General features: G+C 62.9%; 27 protein-coding genes. 8 read left to right on the top strand and 19 right to left on the bottom strand.

The annotated features are described in order from the left end of the window. Window positions 1–4: 4 nt before the first annotated feature. The 11 genes from mmsB to ytfQ all read right to left on the bottom strand — a co-directional run bounded on the left by mmsB (window position 5) and on the right by ytfQ (window position 12,381). Window positions 5–1,186 carry a multiple monosaccharide ABC transporter permease gene (gene mmsB, locus V1273_RS12910; protein WP_213252346.1) on the bottom strand — a complete coding sequence of 394 codons (1,182 nt, stop codon included), beginning with the start codon at window positions 1,184–1,186 and terminating at the stop codon, window positions 5–7. Continuing rightward, the gene (gene mmsA, locus V1273_RS12905; RefSeq protein ID WP_334409821.1) at window positions 1,183–2,748 is read right to left on the bottom strand and encodes a multiple monosaccharide ABC transporter ATP-binding protein; all 1,566 of its coding nucleotides are present in this window, start codon (window positions 2,746–2,748) and stop codon (window positions 1,183–1,185) included. The genes mmsB and mmsA overlap by 4 nt, the downstream gene beginning before the upstream one ends. An 84-nt stretch (window positions 2,749–2,832) precedes the next feature. Further along, on the bottom strand, window positions 2,833–3,906 hold the full coding sequence (gene chvE, locus V1273_RS12900) for a multiple monosaccharide ABC transporter substrate-binding protein (protein WP_334409820.1): 1,074 nt from the start codon (window positions 3,904–3,906) through the stop codon (window positions 2,833–2,835). A gap of 113 nt (window positions 3,907–4,019) precedes the next feature. After that, entirely contained in the window at window positions 4,020–4,922 is a 903-nt protein-coding gene (locus V1273_RS12895) for an SMP-30/gluconolactonase/LRE family protein (protein WP_334409818.1), read from the bottom strand. Continuing rightward, on the bottom strand, window positions 4,919–6,058 hold the full coding sequence (locus tag V1273_RS12890; RefSeq protein WP_442893724.1) for an aldose epimerase family protein: 1,140 nt from the start codon (window positions 6,056–6,058) through the stop codon (window positions 4,919–4,921). Before V1273_RS12890 ends, V1273_RS12895 begins: the two co-directional genes overlap by 4 nt. Continuing rightward, on the bottom strand, window positions 6,055–6,987 hold the full coding sequence (locus V1273_RS12885; protein ID WP_334382856.1) for a Gfo/Idh/MocA family protein: 933 nt from the start codon (window positions 6,985–6,987) through the stop codon (window positions 6,055–6,057). Before V1273_RS12885 ends, V1273_RS12890 begins: the two co-directional genes overlap by 4 nt. Next, window positions 6,984–7,763 carry a FadR/GntR family transcriptional regulator gene (locus V1273_RS12880; protein ID WP_334382857.1) on the bottom strand — a complete coding sequence of 260 codons (780 nt, stop codon included), beginning with the start codon at window positions 7,761–7,763 and terminating at the stop codon, window positions 6,984–6,986. The genes V1273_RS12885 and V1273_RS12880 overlap by 4 nt, the downstream gene beginning before the upstream one ends. Further along, the gene (gene yjfF, locus V1273_RS12875; protein ID WP_334382858.1) at window positions 7,760–8,743 is read right to left on the bottom strand and encodes a galactofuranose ABC transporter, permease protein YjfF; all 984 of its coding nucleotides are present in this window, start codon (window positions 8,741–8,743) and stop codon (window positions 7,760–7,762) included. Before yjfF ends, V1273_RS12880 begins: the two co-directional genes overlap by 4 nt. Further along, the gene (locus tag V1273_RS12870) at window positions 8,740–9,723 is read right to left on the bottom strand and encodes an ABC transporter permease (RefSeq protein ID WP_442894151.1); all 984 of its coding nucleotides are present in this window, start codon (window positions 9,721–9,723) and stop codon (window positions 8,740–8,742) included. The genes yjfF and V1273_RS12870 overlap by 4 nt, the downstream gene beginning before the upstream one ends. Before the next feature lie 11 nt (window positions 9,724–9,734). Continuing rightward, on the bottom strand, window positions 9,735–11,279 hold the full coding sequence (locus tag V1273_RS12865; RefSeq protein ID WP_334382860.1) for a sugar ABC transporter ATP-binding protein: 1,545 nt from the start codon (window positions 11,277–11,279) through the stop codon (window positions 9,735–9,737). Window positions 11,280–11,415: 136 nt separating this feature from the next. Next, window positions 11,416–12,381, bottom strand: a complete 966-nt coding sequence (ytfQ, locus tag V1273_RS12860) for a galactofuranose ABC transporter, galactofuranose-binding protein YtfQ (RefSeq protein WP_334382861.1) — start codon at window positions 12,379–12,381, stop codon at window positions 11,416–11,418. A gap of 322 nt (window positions 12,382–12,703) precedes the next feature. Here ytfQ and garD point away from each other — a divergent pair, with 322 nt between their 5' ends. After that, a complete protein-coding gene (gene garD / locus V1273_RS12855) occupies window positions 12,704–14,239 on the top strand; it encodes a galactarate dehydratase (protein WP_334409815.1) in 1,536 nt (511 codons plus the stop codon). A 162-nt stretch (window positions 14,240–14,401) separates the two neighbouring features. Here garD and V1273_RS12850 read toward each other — a convergent pair whose 3' ends face one another. Then, on the bottom strand, window positions 14,402–14,857 hold the full coding sequence (locus V1273_RS12850) for a host attachment family protein (protein WP_334382862.1): 456 nt from the start codon (window positions 14,855–14,857) through the stop codon (window positions 14,402–14,404). 143 nt (window positions 14,858–15,000) lie between these two features. Here V1273_RS12850 and V1273_RS12845 point away from each other — a divergent pair, with 143 nt between their 5' ends. Both V1273_RS12845 and V1273_RS12840 read left to right on the top strand, forming a co-directional pair. Beyond that, window positions 15,001–15,333: a hypothetical protein gene (locus V1273_RS12845; RefSeq protein ID WP_334384274.1), complete on the top strand. Its 333-nt coding sequence runs from the start codon at window positions 15,001–15,003 to the stop codon at window positions 15,331–15,333. A 135-nt stretch (window positions 15,334–15,468) separates the two neighbouring features. Further along, entirely contained in the window at window positions 15,469–15,900 is a 432-nt protein-coding gene (locus tag V1273_RS12840; RefSeq protein ID WP_334368021.1) for a CBS domain-containing protein, read from the top strand. Window positions 15,901–16,179: 279 nt separating this feature from the next. Here the strand turns inward: V1273_RS12840 and V1273_RS12835 are convergent, their stop codons facing one another. Continuing rightward, window positions 16,180–16,389, bottom strand: coding sequence for a DUF6496 domain-containing protein (locus V1273_RS12835; protein ID WP_334409813.1), 210 nt, complete (start codon window positions 16,387–16,389; stop codon window positions 16,180–16,182). A 514-nt stretch (window positions 16,390–16,903) separates the two neighbouring features. Here V1273_RS12835 and V1273_RS12830 point away from each other — a divergent pair. The 3 genes from V1273_RS12830 (at window position 16,904) to V1273_RS12820 (ending at window position 18,487) form a co-directional block, all read left to right on the top strand. After that, window positions 16,904–17,215, top strand: a complete 312-nt coding sequence (locus V1273_RS12830) for a hypothetical protein (RefSeq protein WP_334368020.1) — start codon at window positions 16,904–16,906, stop codon at window positions 17,213–17,215. A gap of 202 nt (window positions 17,216–17,417) precedes the next feature. Further along, a complete protein-coding gene (locus V1273_RS12825; protein ID WP_334409812.1) occupies window positions 17,418–18,140 on the top strand; it encodes a DUF72 domain-containing protein in 723 nt (240 codons plus the stop codon). A 167-nt stretch (window positions 18,141–18,307) separates the two neighbouring features. Next, window positions 18,308–18,487, top strand: coding sequence for a CsbD family protein (locus V1273_RS12820; protein WP_334368018.1), 180 nt, complete (start codon window positions 18,308–18,310; stop codon window positions 18,485–18,487). Window positions 18,488–18,674: 187 nt separating this feature from the next. Here the strand turns inward: V1273_RS12820 and V1273_RS12815 are convergent, their stop codons facing one another. The 4 genes from V1273_RS12815 to V1273_RS12800 form a co-directional block, all read right to left on the bottom strand. Next, window positions 18,675–19,250 (bottom strand): NUDIX domain-containing protein, encoded by a 576-nt coding sequence (locus V1273_RS12815; protein ID WP_334409811.1) that lies wholly within the window; start codon window positions 19,248–19,250, stop codon window positions 18,675–18,677. Window positions 19,251–19,461: 211 nt separating this feature from the next. After that, window positions 19,462–19,698, bottom strand: coding sequence for a hypothetical protein (locus tag V1273_RS12810; protein WP_057847844.1), 237 nt, complete (start codon window positions 19,696–19,698; stop codon window positions 19,462–19,464). Between the two features lie 83 nt (window positions 19,699–19,781). Beyond that, window positions 19,782–19,967, bottom strand: a complete 186-nt coding sequence (locus V1273_RS12805) for a hypothetical protein (RefSeq protein WP_057847714.1) — start codon at window positions 19,965–19,967, stop codon at window positions 19,782–19,784. Window positions 19,968–20,014: 47 nt separating this feature from the next. Further along, entirely contained in the window at window positions 20,015–20,170 is a 156-nt protein-coding gene (locus V1273_RS12800) for a hypothetical protein (protein ID WP_334409810.1), read from the bottom strand. 122 nt (window positions 20,171–20,292) lie between these two features. Here V1273_RS12800 and V1273_RS12795 point away from each other — a divergent pair, with 122 nt between their 5' ends. Together V1273_RS12795 and V1273_RS12790 are read left to right on the top strand one after the other, a co-directional pair. Continuing rightward, window positions 20,293–20,487, top strand: a complete 195-nt coding sequence (locus V1273_RS12795) for a hypothetical protein (protein ID WP_334409809.1) — start codon at window positions 20,293–20,295, stop codon at window positions 20,485–20,487. A gap of 122 nt (window positions 20,488–20,609) precedes the next feature. Then, window positions 20,610–20,837, top strand: coding sequence for a DUF2188 domain-containing protein (locus V1273_RS12790; protein ID WP_334409808.1), 228 nt, complete (start codon window positions 20,610–20,612; stop codon window positions 20,835–20,837). A gap of 195 nt (window positions 20,838–21,032) precedes the next feature. Here V1273_RS12790 and V1273_RS12785 read toward each other — a convergent pair whose 3' ends face one another. Continuing rightward, window positions 21,033–21,182, bottom strand: a complete 150-nt coding sequence (locus tag V1273_RS12785) for a hypothetical protein (RefSeq protein ID WP_176722018.1) — start codon at window positions 21,180–21,182, stop codon at window positions 21,033–21,035. 31 nt (window positions 21,183–21,213) lie between these two features. Next, window positions 21,214–21,561, bottom strand: a complete 348-nt coding sequence (locus tag V1273_RS12780; protein ID WP_334409807.1) for a cupin domain-containing protein — start codon at window positions 21,559–21,561, stop codon at window positions 21,214–21,216. Window positions 21,562–21,933 lie beyond the last annotated feature (372 nt).

Here is a 21,933-nt window from a genome sequence, read left to right as displayed (position 1 = left end):
CGCCCTATCGTCGCTGGTTGTAGACGTCCAGGCAGACCGCGCCGAGCAGCACCAGGCCCTTGATCACCTGCTGGTAGTCGATGCCGATGCCGAGGATCGACATGCCGTTGTTCATGACGCCCATGATCATGGCGCCGATCACGGCGCCGCCGACCTTGCCGACGCCGCCATAGGCGGACGCGCCGCCGATGAAACAGGCGGCGATGACGTCGAGCTCGAAGCCGGCGCCGGCCTTCGGCGTCGCGGTATTAAGCCGCGCGGCGAACACGAGACCGGCGAGAGCCGCCAGCACGCCCATATTGACGAAGGTCAGGAACGTCAGCCGTTCGGTCTTGATGCCGGACAGGCTGGCGGCCCTGGCGTTGCCGCCGATCGCATAGATGTGGCGGCCGATCACGGTGCGGGTGGTGACGAAGCCATAGAGCGCGATCAGCGCCGTCATGATCACCAGTACATTGGGCAGGCCGCGATGCGAGGCGATCAGGCCCGCGAAGAACACGATCACGGCGAACAGCACTGCGCTCTTGGCGACGAAGAAACCAAACGGCTCGACCTCGATGCCATGCGAGGCCTGCCGCGCCCGGCTCTTGGCACTGGTATAGACCAGCGCCACCGCCAATACCGCACCGATCAAGAGTGACGTCGGATAAAGCGTGCCGGCGCCGGGAAACAGTTCCGGGATGAAGCCCGAGGACAGCTTCTGGAAAGTCGGCGGAAATGGCCCGACCGACTGACCCGCCAGGATGGCAAGCGCAAGCCCCTTGAACACCAGCATGCCGGCCAGCGTCACGATAAAGGACGGGATCTTGAAATAGGCAACCCAATAGCCTTGCGCAGCGCCGATCAGGGCGCCCACCAGCAGGCAGGCGATGAAGGCCAGCGGATAGGCAATGTGATAGCGCACCATCAGCACGGCTGCGACGGCGCCGACAAAGCCCGCCACCGAGCCGACCGACAGGTCGATGTGGCCGGTGACGATGATCAGCAGCATGCCGAGCGCCATGATCACGATGTAGCTGTTCTGCAGCACCAGATTGGTCAGGTTCAGCGGCTGCAGCAGCGTGCCGTCGGTCATGACCTGGAAAAACAACATGATCGCAAACAGCGACAGCAGCATGCCGTAGTTGCGCAAATTGTTCTTGATGAAGCCGGCGTGCCCGGGCAGCGCAACCGTCTTGTCGGTCATGGCCGCAAATCTCCCTGAAGTACTTTCTTGTGCATTTCCTTGTTGCGCATGATGGCGCGCATGATCCTTTCCTGGGTGGCCTCGGCGGCGGCGAATTCTCCGACCAAAGCGCCGTCATTCATCACGCAGATGCGGTCGCAAACCCCGAGCAGTTCCGGCATTTCCGACGAGATCATCACCACGCCCTTGCCTGCCTCGGCAAGCTCGTTGATGATACAATAGATTTCGTATTTTGCCCCGACATCGATGCCGCGCGTAGGCTCGTCGAGGATTAATACTTTCGGATCGGTCATCAGCCATTTCGACAACACCACCTTCTGCTGATTGCCGCCGGAGAGCTGGCCGGTCTCCTGATAGACGTCGGAACAGCGAATCCGCATCCGGTTGCGGTACTCGCTCGCGACACGCAGCTCGGACATGTCATCGATCCTGCCCTGCCGCGCCACGCGGCCAAGGCTCGCCAGCGTGATGTTCTTGCGGACGTCGGCATCCAGGATCAGGCCGAGCTCCTTGCGATCCTCGGTGACGTAAGCAAGGCCAGCGTCGATCGCCGCCGCCACGCTCGTCAGGTTGACCTCCCTTCCGTCGAGCCAGATACGCCCGCTGATCCGCTCCCCCCAGGCGCGACCGAACAGGCTCATGGCGAATTCGGTACGGCCGGCGCCCATCAGCCCGGCGATTCCAACCACCTCGCCGCGCCGGACTTCGAAATCGACGCCCTTGATAACCCGGCGATCTCTGTGCAACGGGTGATGCACCGTCCAGTCCTGCACGGCGAAGACCGGTGCGCCGATGGTTGCGCTGCGTTGCGGAAAGCGATGCGCAAGGTCGCGATTGACCATGCTTCTGATGATCCGGTCCTCTTCCACCGGCTCGGCCCGGCAATCGATGCTGTCGACGGTGCGGCCGTCGCGCAGCACCGTGATCCGGTCAGCGACGCGGGCGACCTCCGATAATTTGTGCGAGATCAGGATCGAGGCGATGCCCTGGGCGCGGAAGGCAAGCAGCCGGTCCAGCAATGCAGCGCTATCGTTCTCGTTCAGGCTGGCGGTCGGCTCGTCGAGGATCAGCAATCGTACCCTCTTGGACAAAGCCTTGGCGATCTCCACCAGTTGCTGCTTGCCGACACCGAGGTCCGTCACCAGCGTATCGGGCAAGTCTGTGAGGCCGACCTGGGCCAGCAGTTCCTGAGTGCGGCGGTAAACCGTGTCGCGGTCGATCACGCCGAGACGCGAGGGCGGATGCGACAGGAAGATGTTCTCCGCGATCGACATCAGCGGAATCAGCGCCAGCTCCTGATGGATGATGATGATGATGCCGAGAGCCTCGGAATCATTGACGTCGCGAAAGCGCCGCTCCTCGCCGTCGAATATGATGCTGCCTTCGTAATCGCCGTGGGGATAGACGCCGCTGAGGACCTTCATCAGGGTCGACTTGCCGGCGCCGTTCTCGCCGACCAGCGCATGGATCTGCCCCGCCTCCACCGTGAAATTGACGTCGCGCAGTGCCTGCACGCCGGCAAAGCTCTTGCTCACACCGCGCATTTCCAGAATTGCGGTCATCGCGCCATCATATCCTTTATCTCTCTGCCCGCCGCACAGACAGGCAAGTGGCGACGCCGGTTATCGCCGGCGCCGCCGTCCTGCTCAGTCGATCTGTGACTTCTTGTAATAGCCACTGTCGATCAGCACCTTCTCCCAGTTGCTCTTGTCGACGACGACGGGCTTCAGGAGATAGGACGGTACCACCTTGACGCCGTTGTTGTAGGTCTTGGTATCGTTGACGGTGACTTCCTTGCCGCTGAGGGCTGCGTCCACCATGTCGGCGGTGACTCGGGCGAGATCGCGGGTGTCCTTGAAGATGGTCGAATACTGCTCGCCGCTCAGCATCGATTTGATCGACGGCACCTCGGCATCCTGGCCACTGACGATCGGCATCGGCATGTTGCCGCTGCCGTAGCCGACGCCCTTCAGCGAAGAGAGAATGCCGATGGAAAGGCCGTCATAGGGCGAGAGCACCGCATCGACCCGTTTGCGGCCGTAGAACGCGCTCAGCAGGTTGTCCATCCGTGCCTGGGCGGTGGCGCCGTCCCAGCGCAAGGTCGAGACCTTGTCCATGCCCTTCTGGCCGCTGCCAATCACCAGCTTGCCGTTGTCGATATAGGGCTGCAGCACCGACATCGAGCCGTTGTAGAAGAAGTAGGCGTTGTTGTCGTCCGGCGAGCCGCCGAACAGTTCGATGTTGAAGGGCCCCTTGCCTTCCTTCAAGCCCAGCTTCTGCTCGATCGATTGGGCCTGCAGCACGCCGACCTGGAAGTTGTCGAAGGTGGCATAGTAGTCGACATTGGGCGTGTCGCGGATCAACCGGTCATAGGCGATCACGATGATCCCCTTGGCCTTGGCCTGCTTCAACACGTCGGATAGTGTGGTGCCGTCGATCGCCGCGATCACCAGCACCTTGGCGCCCTTGGTCACCATGTTTTCGACCTGCGAGAGCTGGTTCGGAATGTCGTCCTCGGCATATTGCAGGTCGGTGCCGTAGCCGCGCTCCTTCAGGATCTTGACGATGTTGTTGCCGTCGTCGATCCAGCGCGCCGACGATTTGGTCGGCATCGCGATGCCGACCGTCCCCTTGCTTTGGGCGAACGCGCCGGTCACCGCCGTCGTCGCCATGGTCGCTGCCAGCGCCAAGGCCGACAATGTGGTTTTCAGACTAATCATGCTTCTCTCCCTTGATCGCCGAGGATCTGTGATTCCCGGATTTTCAGACCGCTGGCTGCGGTTCTCGAAACTCTGTCGCTCTGCGCGTTTGTGCCGCGCCTCGTATTCCTCCATCAATCCGTTGCAAGTTTGACGTCTGGTTCAGGGCGGCCACGCGCTGCAACGTCGAGCAGGAAGGTGCGGCCATGATCGGGGTCGGCGCGTTTCGCGTCCTCCCCCATTCCCTGCCAGGCCGAGGTAACGAGCAGGCGCGAAAAATCTCGGCCGACAAAAGCGGGACAACTCGATTGCCGTGCCGGAACGCGGAGACTGCGCAGATGCTCGCCTTGCGGGCTGTAGACGTCGATGCAGCCGCCACCCCAGCGCGCGTTCCAGATCAACCCGTCGGCATCGACCACCGCGCCGTCGACGCCGCCGCCGCCTCGCCAGGTGATCAACGGGGCGGGTGTGCCGCGCGGCAGGCCGGTCGCCGCATCGAGCTCGACGCGGAACAGCACGTTCTCCCCGGTGTCGGCGAAATAGCCGATGGTTCCGTCCGGCGCGAAGCAGATCGCGTTGGGAATCGTGATGTGATCATAAAGGCGCGATAGCTCGCCGCGGTGCAGCGCATAGATGGCGCCCAGTCCGCGCTCGGCCTGGCGGCCCATGGTGCCCATCCAGAAGGTGCCGGACGGGTGCACCCGCGCATCGTTCGAACGCGTCGCGGCATTGTCGGCTTCCAGCGGGCGGTACAGCGTCATCCGTCCTTCCGTCGTATCGCGGACATAGAGACCGTCATCAGCGACGAGCAACTGCCGATGCACGTCGATCCGCCCAAGCGCGCTAGCCATCACACCGAGGGAATGGATGGTGGTCCGCCCGGTATCGAGCTGCGCCTCGAACAGCCGGCGCCCGATGATATCGAACCACCAGGCGGTATCGGTGACGACGTCGTAGGTCGGCCCCTCGCCAAGATGGCACCGCTCGCTGCAGAGAACGGTCGTCGGCACCTCTTCCTTCTTGCAACCGCCAATCATCGCCCGCTCTCCCCGGGCAACTCTACCACGGATTGTGTCCCGATTGCGCCTCCGATCGCATGCATGAAGCGATACAGCGTGGAGTGGCGATAGACCTCGCCCGGCGAAAGCCGTGCCGTCGGGAAGTCCGGCCGATTGGGCGTATCGGGCCACGCGTGCGGCTCGAGGCAGATGGCATCGGACTGCCGATACAGGCGGCCGCCTTTTCCAGCGGTTGAGCCGTCGAGAAAGTTTCCGGAATAGACTTGTAGCCCGGGCTGGTTGGTGAACAGTTCGAGCACGCGGCCGGATGTTGGCGCTGCAAGCCGCGCGGCGAAGCGAGGCTCGCCACTTGGCGGCGCGAGGCAGAAATTATGGTCATAACCGCGGCCAACACGGAGCTGCGGATGGTCGTTGCGGATCCTCGCGCCGATCTCGATACCCGTACGGAAGTCAAACGGCGTACCGTCCACCGCGGAAGGTGGCTCCGGCAGCGGGATCGCGCCGGCATCGATGGCAAGGAAATGGTCCGCCGCCACGGTGAGGCGATGATCGAGAATGTTCTGGCCGGAGCACGCACCCGCCAGATTGAAAAAGCTGTGATTGGTGAGATTGACCACGGTGGGACGATCGGTCCGCGCCGTCATCTCCAGCGAGAGTTCCATCGGCCCGGTGAGACGCCAGGTCACCTCCACATCGAGCGCGCCGGGATATCCCTCCTCGCCATCGGCGCTGGCGTAGGCGAGCGTCACGGCCGGACGGTCTCCGTCCTCGATCCCGGCAATCCGCCAGTTGCGGCGATCGAAGCCCTCCAGCCCGCCATGCAACGCATTGGGGCCGTTGTTGGCCGCGAGCTGCACCTCAGTGCCATCGAGCGCAAAGCGCGCGCCGGCGATACGGTTGGCGTAACGCCCGACGGTGGCGCCGAAGAACTGCCGCCGGGCGAGATATCCCTCGAAGGCGTCGTGACCAAGCACGATGTCGTCGCGACGTCCGGCGACATCCGGCACCAGCAAGGCCTGCAGGCTTGCACCATAGGTGATGATGCGCGCTTCCAGTCCGCCATCACATTGCAACACAATGCGCTCGACTTCGCTGCCGTCAGGCAGGACGCCGAAGCGGGAGCGCGCCACGCGCGAGGCGGACAGCGTGTTCATGTCTCGTCCTCGAATGGCTCAACCGTGCGGCGGCGCCCCAGCAGGAACGCGTCGGCGACGAGTTGCAGCGGCGCAAGATCGACGTCGCTGTCGCCGGTTGCGGCGAGTTCGCGAAAGCGGTGATAGAGCCCGGCATACTCGGCCTCAGCGGCATCGACGAGCTCGACGCCCCCTGCCCTCAACCTCGCCCCGCCCATGGAAAGGGTGACCGGACCGCCGTCGGTATCGAGATCAATGTCCCAGCTTTGCGGACCGGTCTGGCGGAAGTCGAACTCGGCCATGATCTTCAGCCCCTGTGCGTCACTGAGTGCAAGGGTCGCGGCGATCGGCGCGTCGCGATTGGCGGGGAACGCGAGATCGGCCGAGGTCACGAACAATGGTTGCGGCAAAATACGCGTCAGGATCGAAAGCGCGTTGATGCCGGGGTCGAACACGCCGAGCCCGCCCGGCTCAAAGATCCAGGCCTGCCCGGGATGCCAGACCCGCACGTCTTCCTTCCAGGTAATTTTGACAGCCGTGACCTTCCTCCCGGCCAGCAATTGCCGCGCAGGCTCGACGGCCGGAGCGAAGCGCGAGTGCCACGTGGCGAACAGCGTGCGTTGCGCGGTCCTCGCGGCGGTCACGAGCGGATTGATCTCAGCCACCGTGGCGCCGGGCGGCTTTTCCAGCATCACATGCTTGCCGGCGGCAAGCGCCGTCGCCGCTTGTGCGTGGCGAACCTGCGGCGGTGTGCACAGCGCCACTGCGTCGATCGGCGGACCGTCGCGCAGGAGTTCATCGAGCGTCGCCGCATGCGGCACGCCGGGAAGCGAGGCATTGCGGCTCGCGACGGCAACCAGCTCGACGCCGTCGGTTGCAGCAATCGCCGGCACATGCTGGTCGCGTGCGATCTTGCCGAAGCCGACGATGGCGACGCGAAGCGGGCTCATGATTGCTCTCCAGGTTCGACCGCTGCGGAGACCGCAGGCGCGGCGCCGGACGATGGCGAAACGTCCTCATGACGGCGCAATCCGTTGTGGATCACCTCGGTCATGGCTGCGGCGGCTGCCTCGGCATCGCCGCTGGCGATCGCATCGACGATGCGCTGATGCCACAGCAGCACGGTCTCGCGGTCCTGCGTTTCGACCGGGGCGCTGAGCAGGAACGAAGCGCGCAACGCCGCCTCGATGACGTTGCCGATCGAGCGCATGAACAGATTGCCGGACGCGTTGGCGACGGCCAGATGCAGGGCAAGATCGCCGTCGGCAAAACCGACGGAGTCGGAAGCCTCACGCCGCATCCGCTCCATACTCCGATTGAGTTCGGCGATGTCGGCTTCCGAGCGGCGGCTAGCGGCGAGCGCAGCCGCCCGCGGCTCAACCGCAAGCCGGATTTCGGCGAGGTCGTTGAGGAAGCGCCGGTCGATGCCGGCATCGAGATGCCAGGCCAGCACGTCGGCATCGAACATGTTCCAGGCGCCGCGCTCGCGCACCACGGTGCCGACCCGCGCCTTGGTGGTGAGGAGCCCCTTCGCGACCAAAGTTTTGACGCTCTCGCGCAAGACCGGCCGGGACACGCCGAACATCGCCGTGAGTTCGGCGTCGCCCGGAAGGCGGACGCCTTCGGCGTAGCGGCCGGCGATGATGTCGACGCCGATGCTGCGGGCGACCTCGGCGTGGTTGGAATGCGCGCGCCGCGTCGGGATGACGACAAGCCGGGAGGTCATGATTTGAGAACTCCTGCCTTACGGGGGCCGGCGCGGCGGGAGATGCCGAGCATGGCCTGCTGCAGGGCGATGAAAGCGAAAAGCAGCATACCGGTCACGATCTTGGTCCACCAGCTCGACAAGGTTCCATCGAAATTGATGTAGGTCTGGATCAGGCCCTGAATCAGCACGCCGAGCAACGTGCCGACCACCGATCCCTGACCGCCGGTCAGCAAGGTGCCGCCGATCACTACGGCCGCGATCGAATCGAGTTCGACGCCGACGGCGGACAAGGAGTAGCCCGCTGCAGTGTAGAAGGAGAACACAATGCCGGCGAGCCCCGCAAGCACGCTCGACAGCATGTAGATGCGCACCGTCATCGATCCGACCGGTATGCCCATCAGCGCGGTGGTCGCGCGGCTGCCGCCGAGCGCATAGACATTTGCCCCGAAGCGGGTGAAATGCAGCAGCACGGCGCCCGCCGCGATCACCGCGAGCATGATCAAGGCAATGGCGGTGAGCCGGCCTCCCCCGGGCAGCCGCAGCGCGAAATCCGACACCGTCGAATAGAGCGGCGCGCTGATCGGCGTCGATTCCGTCGACATCAGGAAGCTGGCACCGCGGGCGAGGAACATGCCGGCCAGCGTGACGATGAAGGGCGGCATGTCGAAGACGTGGATGATGGCGCCCATGGCCGCACCGAAGGCGGCGCATAGCAAGAGGATCGCCGCGAAGGCTACCAGCGGCGGCACGCCGAGGCGCTCGATCGCCAGCGCGACGAAGACGGTGGTGAAGCCGATCACCGAGCCGACCGACAGGTCGATGCCCCCGGAAATGATCACGAAGGTCATGCCGGTGGCGACGATACCGAGAAAGGCATTGTCGGTCAGCAGATTGGCCGCCACGCGGGTGGAAGCGAAATTGGGGAATTGCGCCGTGCAGAGCGCAAATCCGACGACGAAAACGATGGCCGTTATCGCGACCGGCGGCAGCCGCCTCATTGTCGCGCCCTCCCCAGCACGGCCCCGGCACTGGCGAAGCGCGGCGACTGCAGCAGCAGGACGATCAACACGACGGCCGCTTTCACGAGGAGATTGAACTCCGGCGGATAGCCCGACAGCAAAATGCCGGTGTTCATGGCCTGAATGATTAGTGCGCCGACCATCGCCAGCACGAGGCTAAAGCGTCCGCCGAACAGCGACGTGCCGCCGATCACGACGGCCAGAATGGCGTCGAGCTCGAGCCAGAGCCCGGCATTGTTGGCGTCCGCGCCCATGATGTCGGCGGCGGCGATAACGCCGGCAAGCGCCGCGCACAGGCCGCACCAGACATAGACCGCGAGGATCATGGCGCGGGTGCCGATCCCCGCCAGTTCACTCGCCCTTGCATTGCCGCCGGTCGCCTCGATCAACAGGCCAAGCGCCGAGCCGCGGACCACCGCGCCTGTGACAACCAGCATACCGAGGACGACCACGACCGGCGTCGGCACGCCGAGCACGGCGCCGTTGCCGAGCCAGACCAGGTCCGGCGCGGTGAAAGTGACAATCCGGCCTTCGGTGATGAGTTGCGCGACACCGCGGCCCGCCACCATCAGGATCAGCGTGGCGACGATCGGCTGGATGCCGAGCATCGCAACAAGGAAGCCATTCCACAACCCGCACAGCAACCCGGCGCCGAGCGCGGCGGCAAGCGCCAGCGGCAGGCCGTAGGCATCGGCCAGGCTCGCGGCAATGGCGCCGGCAATCGCCATGACCGCCCCCACCGACAGATCGATACCGCGCGTGGCGATGACCAGCACCATGCCCAGCGCAAGCAGCGCGACCGGCGCGCCGCGGTTCAAGACGTCGATCAGGCTGCCGAACAGCCGTCCGTCCTGCATCCGCAGATCGAAGAATTGCGGCGAGACCGCGCGGTCGATCGCAAGGATCACCAGCAAGGCGACAATCTGAGCGAGGCCACGGCTTTGCAGCAGTCTTTGCATCATGGTTGGCATCATGCTTGCCCGGCTTCCGCGCCAATGGTGCTGCTAGCGGCAATCGCCGCCAGAATATTGGAGATGTCGATGGCTTCCCCTTCCAGCTCGTCGACATGGGCTCGATCGCGCAGCACGATCACCCGGTCGGAATAGGTCACGATCTCGTCGAGCTCGGAAGAAATCACCAGGAGCGCCAGGCCGTCGTCGCACAGTTCGCGGATCAGGCGGATGATCTCGGCATGCGCACCGACATCGATGCCGCGGGTCGGCTCGTCCAGCACCAGAACGCGCGGCGCCGTGGCGAGCCAGCGGGCGAGCAGCACCTTCTGCTGGTTGCCGCCCGACAATAGCCCGATCGGCCGCTCCGGCTCCGGCGGGCGAATGTCGAGCAGGCGGATGAACCGCATCGCGATCTCGTCCTGTTCGGAACGAGACAGCGGTTTTGCGAGGCCGCGCTTGGCCTGCAGCGCCAGCACGATGTTTTCGCGCACGGTCAGGTCAGCAATGATGCCCTCGGTCTTGCGCTCTTCGGGGCAATAGCCGAAGCCATGGGCAACCGCATCGCGCGGCGATTGCAGCCGGACCGGCTTGCCGTCGACTGTGGCGCTGCCGCTATCGGCGCGCTCGGCGCCAAACACCAGCCGCGCGGTTTCGGTGCGCCCCGATCCGAGCAGGCCGGCCAGGCCAACCACCTCGCCGCGGCGAAGCGCGAGATCGAACGGCGCAACATAGCCGGCCTTGCCGTACCCCTCGAAGCGCGCGCAGAGCTCCCCCGCCTGCCGCACCTGCGCTGCCGCGCGCTCACTCGTCGTCTCGGCGAGTTCGCGGCCGAGCATCATGCGGATCAACTCGATCCGCGGCAGTTCGGCAGTCCTCCGCTCGCCGATCAGCCGACCATTGCGCAGGACCGTGATGCGGTCGCAGATCTCATAGACCTGATCGAGAAAATGCGTGACGAAGACGACGCCGATCCCGCGCGTGGCCAGCTTGCGCATCACCGCGAACAGGATCTCGACTTCGTGGCGATCGAGGCTCGCGGTCGGCTCGTCGAGGATCAGCACGCGCGCCGACTGGTCGACGGCGCGGGCGATCGCGGCGATGTGCTGCACCGCGACCGAATAAGTTCCGAGCGGCTCGGCGACGTCGATATGCAGATCGAACTCGGCCAGCAGCGCTGTGGCGTTCCGGCGCATCTCGGCCTCGCGCACCAAACCGAACCGCGTCGGCTGCCTGCCGAGATAGAGGTTTTGCGCCACCGACAGGTTCAGGAGCAGATTGACCTCCTGATAGACGGTCGCAATCCCCGCATCGACCGCTGCCTTGGCCGAGCGCAGCGCAACCTCGGTGCCACTGAGCCTGACAATGCCGGCATCGCGCGGGAAGACACCGGTCACCGCCTTGATCAGCGTCGACTTGCCTGCCCCGTTCTCGCCGAGCAGCGCGTGGATTTCACCGGCCTGCAAGGTGAAATCCACCTCCTGCAGAGCCCGCAGCGTGCCAAAACTCTTGCTCAGGCCCCGCACTTCCAGCAGAGCCGGGCTCGGGTCGGAAACTGCATTCATGCCGGCATTACTCCCACCGACGTTCGCGTCGACCGCGAACGCCTGGCATGTGCGCCTCATGAGGCGGGTTCGTCGAGAAGGCTTTTGCCGCCGGGACCGGGGCTGGCTTGGGACCCGGCGGCATAGCGTCGGCCGATCAGTAGCCGAGGCCTTTCTTGCTGTCGTAAATCTTCTGTGGATCGTCGGCCGCCGTGTAGAGCTTCGATTCCGTCTGGATCCACTGCGGCGGCACCGTTCCCTTCCCCTTGTAGGCCATGATGGCGTCCAGTGCCGGCCCCGCCATGTTTGGCGTCAGCTCCACGGTGGCGTTGGCCTCGCCGGCCGCGATGGCCTTGAAGATATCAGGCACCGCATCGATCGACACCGTCAGGATGTCCTTACCCGGCTTGAGGCCGGCTTCCTTCATCGCCTGGATCGCGCCGACCATCATGTCGTCGTTATGGGCATAGACCGCGCAGATATTCTTGCCGCCGCCCTCGGCCTTGATGAAGCTTTCCATCACCTCCTTGCCCTTGGCGCGGGTGAAGTCGCCGGTCTGGCTGCGCACCACCTTGAGGTTGGCGTTCTTGGCGACGACGCTGTCAAAACCCTTCTTGCGGTTGGTCGCGACGCTCGCGCCGACCGTGCCCTGCAGCTCGACGACGTTGCATGCTTTTCCGGCTACCGTCTTCGCCAGCCATTCGCCGGCGACCGCACCTTCATGCACGCTGTCCGAGGTGACGGCGGTGAGATACAGCTCCTTGCCCGACGGATCGATGTCACGGTCGAGCAGCACGACCGGAATCTTGGCTTCCTTGGCCTCCTTTAACACCGCATCCCATCCACTCGACACGACCGGCGCGAGGAAGATCGCGTCGACGCCCTGGGCGATGAAGGAACGGATCGCCTTGATCTGGTTCTCCTGCTTCTGCTGGGCGTCGGCGATCTTGAGCGTGACCTTGCGCTTGGCGGCCTCGGATTTGGAGACCGAGGTCTCCGCCGCCCGCCAGCCGGATTCGGATCCGATCTGGGAGAAGCCGACGGTCAATTCAGCGGCGGTTGCCGGCAGCGAGAGGGTGATGGCGACCAGGGCGGTGGCCGCAAGGAGGGCTTTGGAGGTCATGAGGCGCATTCTCCCAAAAATGTTGTCAGGGTGCCTCGCATCACCGAAATCGGTATCAAAGCACCTCTAGCGCTGTCCATTGGCGGCAGCGCTGGGGAATATTTCACGGAAGATTAGCCCTGACTAGTCATATTATTTGACTATTTGGTTCCAAACCGAGCCCGCGTCAGCCGAGCATTTGCTCCCACAGAAGGCCAGCGCCCTCATCGCCCGGCGCCTTGCCCGGGGCTGCTTGATCACGCGCGAGGTTTGACCTTGATTGCCTCACTGACACAGCGCAGCTACGCGTTGTTCTGATACCGCCCGCGAACAAGGATTCGATATGCAGCCCGTCACCGCGAAACCGCTCTACATCCGCATGCACGCGGACGATAACGTCGCGATCGTCGCGAACCGCGGAGGTCTGCAGCCGGGCGCTGAGTTCTCGTGCGGTTTGCGGCTGATCGAACAGATCCCGCAAGGCCACAAGGTTGCCCTCGCCGATATCGGAGAAGGCGAAGCCATTCGCCGCTACGGCGAGATCATCGGTCATGCCGCAGCGCCGATCGCTAAGGGGAGCTGGGTCAGGGAATCGCTGGTGCAAATGCCCGACGCGCCCTCGTTCGATAATCTGCCAAGGCCGAACGGCGGCGCGATCCGGCTGCCGCCGCTGGAAGGCTACACGTTCGAAGGCTATCGCAATGCCGACGGTTCGGTCGGCACCCGCAACATCCTCGCGATCTCGACCAGCGTGCAATGCGTCGCCGGCACGGTCGAATTCGCACTAGAGCGGATTCGCAAGGAGCTATTGCCGAAATATCCCAACGTCGACGACGTCGTTACGGTCACGCATGCCTATGGCTGCGGCGTTGCGATCAACGCACCGGGCGCCGCCGTACCGATCCGCACGCTGCAGAACCTGGCGCGCAATCCCAATTTCGGCGGTGAGGTGATGATCGTTGGCCTCGGCTGCGAGAAGCTGCAGCCCGAACTGCTGCTGCCCGAGGGGATGAGCGCCGATGACGAAATCATACGCATGCAGGACGAAGGCCTCACCGGCTTTGGCGAGATTGTCGAGGACATCGTGCAGATGGCCGATGCGCGCCTCAAGATTTTGAACCGGCGCCGCCGTGAAACCTGCCCGGCCTCGGCGCTGGTTGTCGGCATGCAATGCGGCGGCAGCGATGCGTTCTCGGGTGTCACTGCCAATCCTGCGCTGGGTTTTGCTGCGGATCTGCTGGTGCGCGCCGGCGCCACCGTGATGTTCTCCGAAGTGACGGAGGTGCGCGACGCGATCCATCTCTTGACGCCGCGCGCAGCGACCCAGGACGTTGCCGACGCACTGGTGCGCGAGATGGCCTGGTATGACCGCTATCTCGCCGGCGGCGAAGCCGATCGCAGCGCCAACACCACGCCGGGCAACAAGAAGGGAGGCCTCTCCAACATCGTCGAGAAGGCGATGGGCTCGGTGATCAAGTCCGGCACCGGCCCGATCGCGGGCGTGCTGGCGCCGGGCGAGCGTGTTAGCCAAAAGGGGCTGATTTTTGCCGCGACTCCGGCAAGCGATTTTGTCTGCGGTACGTTGCAATTGGCCTCCGGCATGACGCTGCATGTCTTCACCACCGGCCGCGGCACGCCCTATGGACTTGCCGCCGTGCCGGTCATCAAGATCTCGACCCGCAGCGAGTTGAAGCAACGCTGGCACGACTTGATCGACGTCGACGCCGGCAGCATTGCAACCGGCGATGCGACGATCGAGGACGTCGGCTGGGAGATATTCCGCCTGATCCTCGACGTGGCGAGCGGCCGCGAGACCTGGGCCGAGCACTGGAAGCTGACCAACGCGCTCGCGCTGTTCAATCCCGGTCCGGTGACCTGAGTCAAAACTGAACCGTCGGTGGCCAGCGTTCCCCGGATGCTGCGCAGCGCGCCGCGGTAGCGGCGTGGTGCGCTGCTGATCCGGGGTCCACACGCTGCGGCGGTGGGTCCCGGCTCTGCGGTGCAGCGCTAAGCGCTGCGCCGCGTCCGGGACATGCGAGAGCTAAGCCGCCATCAGCCTTTCGATATCGGGTATCGGGTGGGAAGTTAACTGCTTCGGAATCTCGCCTACGATCCGCTCTGTCACTTCGGCATGAAAGGCCTGTCGAAGGTTGCCCAGAACTTTCGCCGGTGCGACCACAACCAATTTTTCGAAACGATTGCCGTGGGCAAGCCGATAGAGCGCGTCGGCAATGGTGCCAGCGAACCGCTCTTCAGCGATATAATGCCAGTCGGCTTGCTCCATTGCGCTTCGGGCTGCGCCGATGCTCTGGACGGACCGCCCGGGGCGATCGGTTCCCTGTTCGCGCGTCGCCGGATTTTCCTGCTCAAGCACGTGCTCGACCTCCAAATTGAGTTGCTGCGGGGTGCCTTTGTTGCGGAGAAAGAGGGCCTTTTGGCCATCGCCGATGAGAACAAGTGCGTTGTGAGAAATGCGGGGTTTCGCTTCAGAGGTCATATTCGGTGCTCCATGTGGCCCAACGCATGAATTTCTGGCTGGTTGCCTCTACAGGAACTTTCTCCTCCATCGACTTAGTCCCGGAACCAAAGCGGTTACGAGGCTTTGTGCCCGCGGGCAGCATTCGAACGAGAGGAACTTTAATGAGGAAAATCGCAATCGGCCTGCTGGCCGGCACGGGTCTGCTCCTGACAGGCAGCGCAAATGCCTCCGACATCTACACCGACAGCGAATACAAAAACTCCGACCTGATACAGCAGGTCCGCATGGTCTGTGACGAAGACGGGCGCTGTTATCGCACTCGCGGCGGCAGCCGCGTCATCGTCCGCGATTCATACGCCTATGCACCGCGCGAAAGATATATCGAGCGTCGATATTATCGCGATCGCGATTGGGACGACGGGCCGCGAGCCGGCGTTGGTTTCCGGGCACCTGGCGTAAGCGTGGGCGTCGGCGTGGACAGCAACCGCTGGTAGGTAGGACAATCGAGGAGAGACTTCGGGCTTGTCTGAGGTCTCTCCACCAGTGTCGGAATATTGCATTTGCCCTACTGGAACGGCGATCCGACGTGCCTGTTAGCGGGTGAAGAACCGGCAAGCGGAGGGACTCACATGAAAGTTTCCGATGCGATGACACCCGAGGTTCAACTCTGCACTCCCGATGACACGTTAAGAGACGCCTCGCAGGCCATGGCGGCGCTCGGTGTCGGGTTGCTCCCGGTAACGGACAATGAACGCCTGGTCGGCATGATTTCCGACCGCGATATCGCGATCCGCGGGATCGGCATGGGCCGAGGCCCGGAGGCGCGGGTCGGCGACGTGATGACGGCCGACGTCAAGTACTGCTACGAAGACCAGGATCTCGACGAGGTGTGCGCCAACATGGGTGACATCCAGGTCCGCCGCCTGCCCGTGCTCAATCGCGACAAGCGGCTCGTCGGCATCATTGCGCTGGGCGACATCGCGCTGGTGCAAAGCGGCAACGGGACGGGTGCGGCGTTGAGCCGAATTTCACGTCCCGGCGGGCAGCATGCGCAGGTTTGATCTGCGGAAAAGCCGGTAGAGACGTCCCCCGTCGATTTTGCGCGGGTGACAGGAACCCCGGTCAACCCCTCGCCGTTCTAATCGTCGTCCCGCGGACGGGGGGACGCCGACGGAGCGGCGTAGACCGATGACACGAAAGCCAACGTTCCCCCGAAGCCGAAAAATCTCGCCGTCCCGAAATCCCGAGCGCTGTCGGCCTCGTGCGCTCGACGATTCCGGGGATGAACTGCTTGACGATTGGATGGTAGCGTATCCGGCCACCGATCTGGCCCGATCGGACTAGGACTTCTTCTTCGAACGCTTCTTTGGCACCTTGGCGCCCCTTTTTCGGGCTTCGGACAAGCCGATTGCGATCGCCTGTTTCCTGCTCTTTACCTTCTTGCCGGAGCGGCCGCTCTTCAGCGTGCCGGCTTTGCGCTTCTTCATGGCGCGGCCTACCTTCTTTACCGCGCCCTTTGAATATTTGCGCTTCTTCGCTTTCTTCGCCATCTCTTGCTAGGTCCCGCAACAGCTCTGTATCAATCAGCGATACTCCCTATGGTTCCTTTGCACCTCGCTTCGATCCCGGCGGCGGGTTCGGCCGCGTTTTCGCACTGCAGGAAATTTTCCTGCGTTTTGCTCGGCATTGCCGCAAAGGCATATGTCAGGGATCCGACAGACGACAGTTCCTCGGCGGGTTAATCTTGCAGCGAGGTTAGCCAGATGTTCGCCGCCCTCTTACCCATCGAATGTCCGCATTGCGTCAGATGCCTGACTCGAATGCAACTGGCCCACGTTGTCATGGGTGCCGACCGTTCCGAAAAGCGAACCTTCGAATGCGCAAAATGTAATGCGACCGAAATCAGGTTCGTTGCAGATCCGCTCGATTCAGAAGAACTGAACCGCCTGACAGACAACATCAGGCCGCCGGCATGAACCTGACGCGAATTGCGATGCGGATCGGAATGTCCGGCGCACTTGTCGCCTTCGGCGGCCCCTTCATCAGACATATGGCTTGGCTTGGATGACGTTGCTGCCCGCGATTTTTACCCTGGACATTGGCGGAAGACCCACCCTCGCTTTCGAAGCCAAGAACTTGCGGGAATCTCAGCAGCTTTGTCACGAGCATTGGCTGCGTCAGGATATCGCCGGCTTGACCTCGAACGGTGCACCTCTCTGGGATGGCAAGGCGCGGCTCCGGGCCCGACGCTCGACCGAGAACGAAATTGCCCTGTACCGGGAAGCCGCACGGGATGCCGCGCAGCCGCAGGAAGACCTGCTGCTGGCCTTTCTCGTGGAACTGGACGACCTCGAAGAGGCTCCGGACCACGCCTGATGCTCACTCAGGTCGCGTTGTCGCATGTCCCATTCCTCACCCTGAGCCGATGCCGGAACAACTCGGCATCGCCGATCATTCTCATCATCAACTGATACGGAGAGCTTTGGAATGAAAGCGCCGGCGTGGCATAGCAATGGCGATGCTTGCTGCGAGCACGAGAAGGACGGCTTCATCAAGGTCGTCGTGAAGCCGTGATGCCATGCCGCGGGTCCTGATCGGCACGTCGGGTTGGCAATACGATTCCTGGCGCGGGCCGTTCTTTCCAAAGGGACTGCCGCTCAAGGAGCAATTACAATTTTACGCCGGTCAATTCCCCACCACCGAACTGAACGGGGTGTTTTACCGGACGCCGACGCCGGAAGCGGTAAAGGCCTGGCGCGCGCAGACCGGAAGCAATTTCGTATTCGCCTGGAAGGCATCCAAATTCATCACGCATTGGAAGCGGCTCTCGGAGAATTCGGTCAACAGCCTCGAACTGCTCGAAAGCCGCCTCTCCCTGCTCGGCAGGAAGGCGGGACCGGTGCTGTTTCAGCTACCACCGAATTTCCAGGCCAACGCCGACCGGCTTGCCTCGTTCTTCAAGCTGCTCTCGAAGAAGCGCCGGTACAGCTTCGAATTCAGGCATCCGAGCTGGTACGAGCCCAGGATCCTCCGGCTGCTGCGCGAGCAAAACGTCTCGCTTTGCATTTCCGATCATCATGACGCACCGGCGCCGTGGAAACGCACCGCCGATTTCGTATACGTCCGCGGGCATGGGCCCGGAGGCCGCTATCGAGATCACTATGGCGAGGCCGCCCTTGCCGGTTGGGCCCGTCACATCAGGTCCTGGAAAAGGCAGGGCTGCGACGTGTTCGTCTATTTCGACAATGACCAGAAGAGCGCCGCGCCGGCCGATGCCCGACGCCTGATCGAGCTAATGTGACACGCCTGATCGCGGCGCGGCCGTCCATCGGCTAGTCGGCGTCCCCTTCTCTGCGAGCAACAACACGTGTTGCATTACGGAGCGCGACCGCACTCCCGTGCGCACAGGAACGAAGGCGGCGGTCGGACATTGACCTGGACCAGACCCCACCGCCGCAGGTCACGATTATGGGTACCATTAAACGGACGACCCGCCGAGTTGCGGGGAAGACCAAGGAAGTCATCGCCGAAGTCGTCGGCGACGGAAAGTTGCAAGAGGAAGCCAAGGCGGAACAGCGCAAGATCGAGGATGAGGATAAGGATCCCAGCGAGCTCAATCCGTTGGGAAACCTCCACCGCCTCACCTAGCCGCACCACCAAGGGGCTGCAGAGCCGCCGCCGCTTTGGGAGAGAGATACAGTGCTGCACTATCCGCGGCCACCTTTCCCAGCCAGCATCAGCCGATGCCGCGCACGGCGATGAATCCGCTGCCAGACCACGGCGAAACTTCCTACAATGAGCGAATGCTCGCACAGCCGGTGCTCGCCGCCGCGGCTTAGCCGCGAGGCGTCGCCTGCATGCGGTTGCTCAAATATTGGATGAGAACGACCGTCTTTGCGTCGACGATTTCGCCGGTCGCGATCATCGCAGCAGCCGCTTCCAACGTGGTCTCGACTACCTCGATATCTTCTCCCTCTTCCTTGAGCCCGCCGCCGTCGGACACTTTGTTCGCCGGCGAATAAATACAGGTGAAGAAAGCGACCTTTTCCATGATCGCGGCTGTGCTCACATAGAGCTCGAACAACCGTTCCAGTTTCGAGATCTTGTAACCGAGCTCTTCCTGCATCTCTTTCACAATGCGCCCTTCGGCCTCCTCGCCATCGAGCTTGCCGGCGCACGCCTCTACGGTTCGCTCCATGCCGTCCTGCAGGAATACTGGCAGCCGCAATTGCCGGGTGAGCAGCACGGTCTTGCGATCCTCATCATAGGGAAGAATGACGGCCGAATTGCCGTTGTCGTAGATCTCGCGCTGGCGCCGTTGGCGTTCGCCGTCGCGCCTGCGCTGTTCGTAGCTCACGCGGATCAGCTTTCCCTTGCCCTGAGCAATGGTCTCGACCTTGCATATGCGCACGGTCTCGCGTCCATACGGTCTCGCCGTCCATTTTCATGGGCTCTAAACGCCGGTGATCAGGCTTCGATCCCTTCGGGAAAACGAACACCAGCGAAGCGTTTTCCAGCGAAAGCCTCCCCCGGACTTGATCCGAGGTGGACACCGGTTCACGTCAAGAAAACACGTCAAAACAGAAGCGCCTCTTCAACTTGCGCTCGCGCAAACGGGATCATCAGGCCGAGGCGAGCACCGGATGTTCGGACTGCTGCCGCCTGAATTGCTGATAGGCCGCGATTGCCTTGTTGGCCAGCATCAACCGCCGCCGCTCGCCACGCCGCACCATCAGTTCTATCGTGTCGCTGAGAAAGCGGCCGGCCACCATTGCATCGCCCAATTCTCCCGTACGTTCGAGATAGTCCCAGGCGATTTCAATTGAACTCTCTATCAACAGGGGCAGCGGTTCCGTCATCTTCGCGTCCGACCATTTTTGAAAGAACGCCCGGCGGCAATCTCCGTTCCTGCAGTAGCAGATGGCAGCCTTTGCGGAAACGCTCACGGTCCTCCGGCAACAGCTCCCGCAATCACCATCGTCAGATCGTCCAGATCGATCCTGCCCTTGACGACGAGGCCTTCGGAGTCATCGATGCTGAGCGCCCGCGGATCATTCGCTGCCTGCCGTTTCAGTTCAGCAACGATTGCTTCCTTCAATTTCTCTTCAAGCATCTGCAGCGTCTCCATCCATCCCACGGTGCCGAGCTAATTCTACTGCGTCTAGACGCAGTAGACTAATGGGTGTTGGTCTCATGCCACTTTTCCAAGTCTACTTTCGACGACGACCGCTGCTCCTTCTCCGGCATCTCTTTCCACGGCTTGTCAGTCTGCTTGTGTGATCCCCAGTCGGTCTGCTGGCGCGGATCATCGGTGGGCTTTTCCTTGCTCATTGGGACACCTCCAGAATTGGAAGCGGAATGCACGGGATTTAGTTCCGATAAATCGGTGGATCAGGGTTCCAACGTCTAGAATCGTACAGACAGGCGATGTTCCCGCCTCCTAATCTTTCTGAATGGACAAGAAAAAGGTCGAAGATCGGCCCCAGCGGGACCTGCATTCCGAAGCGCTGGCGGCGCTGGAGAAGGCGCGGGCCATGCCTCATGGTCCTGCACGAAGCGAAGCTTTGAAGCGCGCAGGTCTTCTACAGAACGCGGCCGACATGCAGGGACTGACATTTGCCAAGCGTGGACGTCCCCCGAAAACCTGACCGTCGCTGCAGGGATACCCCCGGAGCCCGGCACAGCGCGCGTAACGCCCTGCCAAGCGGTCACGCGATCGGAACCCGGCAACGGTCTCGACGTTGGCCTTGCGAACAGCAGGGAGGCTCCGATGGGATTGGCCGAATACATGATCGTCTCCGAGCCGGACGGCTGGACGGTCCTCCATGACGGGAATGCGCAGAATAGATATGACACGAAGGAAGCGGCCTTCGAGGCGGCCGTCGCTGCCGCGTCGCTGGCGATGCGCCAAGGGCACGAGATTCATATCGGCGTCCCCGGTCGCGACGGCGGTTACAAGACCCCACTCGGCGCCGAGGACGCGCAAGGCGTGCTGTGATGCCCGCAGTCCAGCGAAGTCGGATATAGATCGTCGTAGACACGTGCCCGAGACAACGCGGACGTCACCGAGCCTGTCATCACTACGCGCTATTGCGCTCGTCGCGGGGCGCGCATTCGCGCGATCCGTTGGCTGATCCGGGCCAAGATATTCCTGTTGAAGATACTCCTGTTAGAAAATCGAATTTTCCCGGCCTCAGCCCTGGTTCTCCCGATACCGCTGCTTCACGATTTCATCGCCGGCCTGCGTCGCGGCCCTGTTGCGATAACGATAGCTCAGCGTCCCATAGATCAGCGCGGTAAGAAGCACGAACGCTCCGATGAAATAGACTGCTTCGAGTCCCATTACGTTCTCCCAAAATCTTGTTGTGTGCCGGCTACGCTTTTACTTCGTCGCGGCCATGCACTTGCGCGGGCGGTGCGGTCGCCTCCACGGCCGTAAATGGTTCGAGAATGCGATAGCTGTGTTCGGCATGCGCAGGCACCAGCCAAGAGTCGCCTGGCTCCAGCCTTATCGTCTGGCCCTCGATAACAAGTTCAGCACGTCCATTCACGACATAGCCCACCGTTTCGTAATCTCTCGGCCGGGATACGTCGCTTTGCGGCTGTTCGTTTTCCCATAGGCGCATCGAGAGGCGTTTGCCGGAAACGAGATAGTAGGTTTGACCCATCGTTCCCTTGGGTGCCGTTTTGCTGGATACCTTCTTGACGGTGCTGTCGCTCATCTGCCGCTCCATCTCGCTTCACTGGAGTCAATTGGGCTTGGGCACTGCCGGTTCCATTTAATGCTTCAATTTAACGCCGCCTCCCGACGGATGCAGGAGGAACCTGAATCTCCGGTCCGCGTTTCCCGAACGAGCGGGCCGATGGAAGTCGGGGAGGATCTTGTGGACGACTTCAGGGACATTCAACACGGCGTCAACGATCCCGTTGGGGGCCTCGACGTCAAGCGAAGGTTCAAGGACAATCAGACTGAGCACGAACGCGCCCAATGCGCGGCGGACGTTCGCTCTATCGCCGTTGCCGCTCCGGGTGAAAAGTTCTTGCCGGAAGCCTTGAGGCGCCGGCCAACGGGTCCGCTCAACCCGCGGACCGGC

Origin of the sequence: Bradyrhizobium sp. AZCC 1721 (assembly GCF_036924715.1) — a bacterium.
GTDB lineage: Bacteria > Pseudomonadota > Alphaproteobacteria > Rhizobiales > Xanthobacteraceae > Bradyrhizobium.
This window is presented reverse-complemented; position numbering and strand designations above follow the sequence as displayed.

Coding starts and splice junctions, on each gene's coding strand:
- mmsB (WP_213252346.1), bottom strand. CDS start 1,186: ATGACCGACAAGACGGTTGCGCTGCCCGGGCACGCCGGCTTCATCAAG.
- mmsA (WP_334409821.1), bottom strand. CDS start 2,748: ATGACCGCAATTCTGGAAATGCGCGGTGTGAGCAAGAGCTTTGCCGGC.
- chvE (WP_334409820.1), bottom strand. CDS start 3,906: ATGATTAGTCTGAAAACCACATTGTCGGCCTTGGCGCTGGCAGCGACC.
- V1273_RS12895 (WP_334409818.1), bottom strand. CDS start 4,922: ATGATTGGCGGTTGCAAGAAGGAAGAGGTGCCGACGACCGTTCTCTGC.
- V1273_RS12890 (WP_442893724.1), bottom strand. CDS start 6,058: ATGAACACGCTGTCCGCCTCGCGCGTGGCGCGCTCCCGCTTCGGCGTC.
- V1273_RS12885 (WP_334382856.1), bottom strand. CDS start 6,987: ATGAGCCCGCTTCGCGTCGCCATCGTCGGCTTCGGCAAGATCGCACGC.
- V1273_RS12880 (WP_334382857.1), bottom strand. CDS start 7,763: ATGACCTCCCGGCTTGTCGTCATCCCGACGCGGCGCGCGCATTCCAAC.
- yjfF (WP_334382858.1), bottom strand. CDS start 8,743: ATGAGGCGGCTGCCGCCGGTCGCGATAACGGCCATCGTTTTCGTCGTC.
- V1273_RS12870 (WP_442894151.1), bottom strand. CDS start 9,723: ATGCAAAGACTGCTGCAAAGCCGTGGCCTCGCTCAGATTGTCGCCTTG.
- V1273_RS12865 (WP_334382860.1), bottom strand. CDS start 11,279: ATGAATGCAGTTTCCGACCCGAGCCCGGCTCTGCTGGAAGTGCGGGGC.
- ytfQ (WP_334382861.1), bottom strand. CDS start 12,381: ATGACCTCCAAAGCCCTCCTTGCGGCCACCGCCCTGGTCGCCATCACC.
- garD (WP_334409815.1), top strand. CDS start 12,704: ATGCAGCCCGTCACCGCGAAACCGCTCTACATCCGCATGCACGCGGAC.
- V1273_RS12850 (WP_334382862.1), bottom strand. CDS start 14,857: ATGACCTCTGAAGCGAAACCCCGCATTTCTCACAACGCACTTGTTCTC.
- V1273_RS12845 (WP_334384274.1), top strand. CDS start 15,001: ATGAGGAAAATCGCAATCGGCCTGCTGGCCGGCACGGGTCTGCTCCTG.
- V1273_RS12840 (WP_334368021.1), top strand. CDS start 15,469: ATGAAAGTTTCCGATGCGATGACACCCGAGGTTCAACTCTGCACTCCC.
- V1273_RS12835 (WP_334409813.1), bottom strand. CDS start 16,389: ATGGCGAAGAAAGCGAAGAAGCGCAAATATTCAAAGGGCGCGGTAAAG.
- V1273_RS12830 (WP_334368020.1), top strand. CDS start 16,904: ATGACGTTGCTGCCCGCGATTTTTACCCTGGACATTGGCGGAAGACCC.
- V1273_RS12825 (WP_334409812.1), top strand. CDS start 17,418: ATGCCGCGGGTCCTGATCGGCACGTCGGGTTGGCAATACGATTCCTGG.
- V1273_RS12820 (WP_334368018.1), top strand. CDS start 18,308: ATGGGTACCATTAAACGGACGACCCGCCGAGTTGCGGGGAAGACCAAG.
- V1273_RS12810 (WP_057847844.1), bottom strand. CDS start 19,698: ATGACGGAACCGCTGCCCCTGTTGATAGAGAGTTCAATTGAAATCGCC.
- V1273_RS12805 (WP_057847714.1), bottom strand. CDS start 19,967: ATGGAGACGCTGCAGATGCTTGAAGAGAAATTGAAGGAAGCAATCGTT.
- V1273_RS12800 (WP_334409810.1), bottom strand. CDS start 20,170: ATGAGCAAGGAAAAGCCCACCGATGATCCGCGCCAGCAGACCGACTGG.
- V1273_RS12795 (WP_334409809.1), top strand. CDS start 20,293: ATGGACAAGAAAAAGGTCGAAGATCGGCCCCAGCGGGACCTGCATTCC.
- V1273_RS12790 (WP_334409808.1), top strand. CDS start 20,610: ATGGGATTGGCCGAATACATGATCGTCTCCGAGCCGGACGGCTGGACG.
- V1273_RS12785 (WP_176722018.1), bottom strand. CDS start 21,182: ATGGGACTCGAAGCAGTCTATTTCATCGGAGCGTTCGTGCTTCTTACC.
- V1273_RS12780 (WP_334409807.1), bottom strand. CDS start 21,561: ATGAGCGACAGCACCGTCAAGAAGGTATCCAGCAAAACGGCACCCAAG.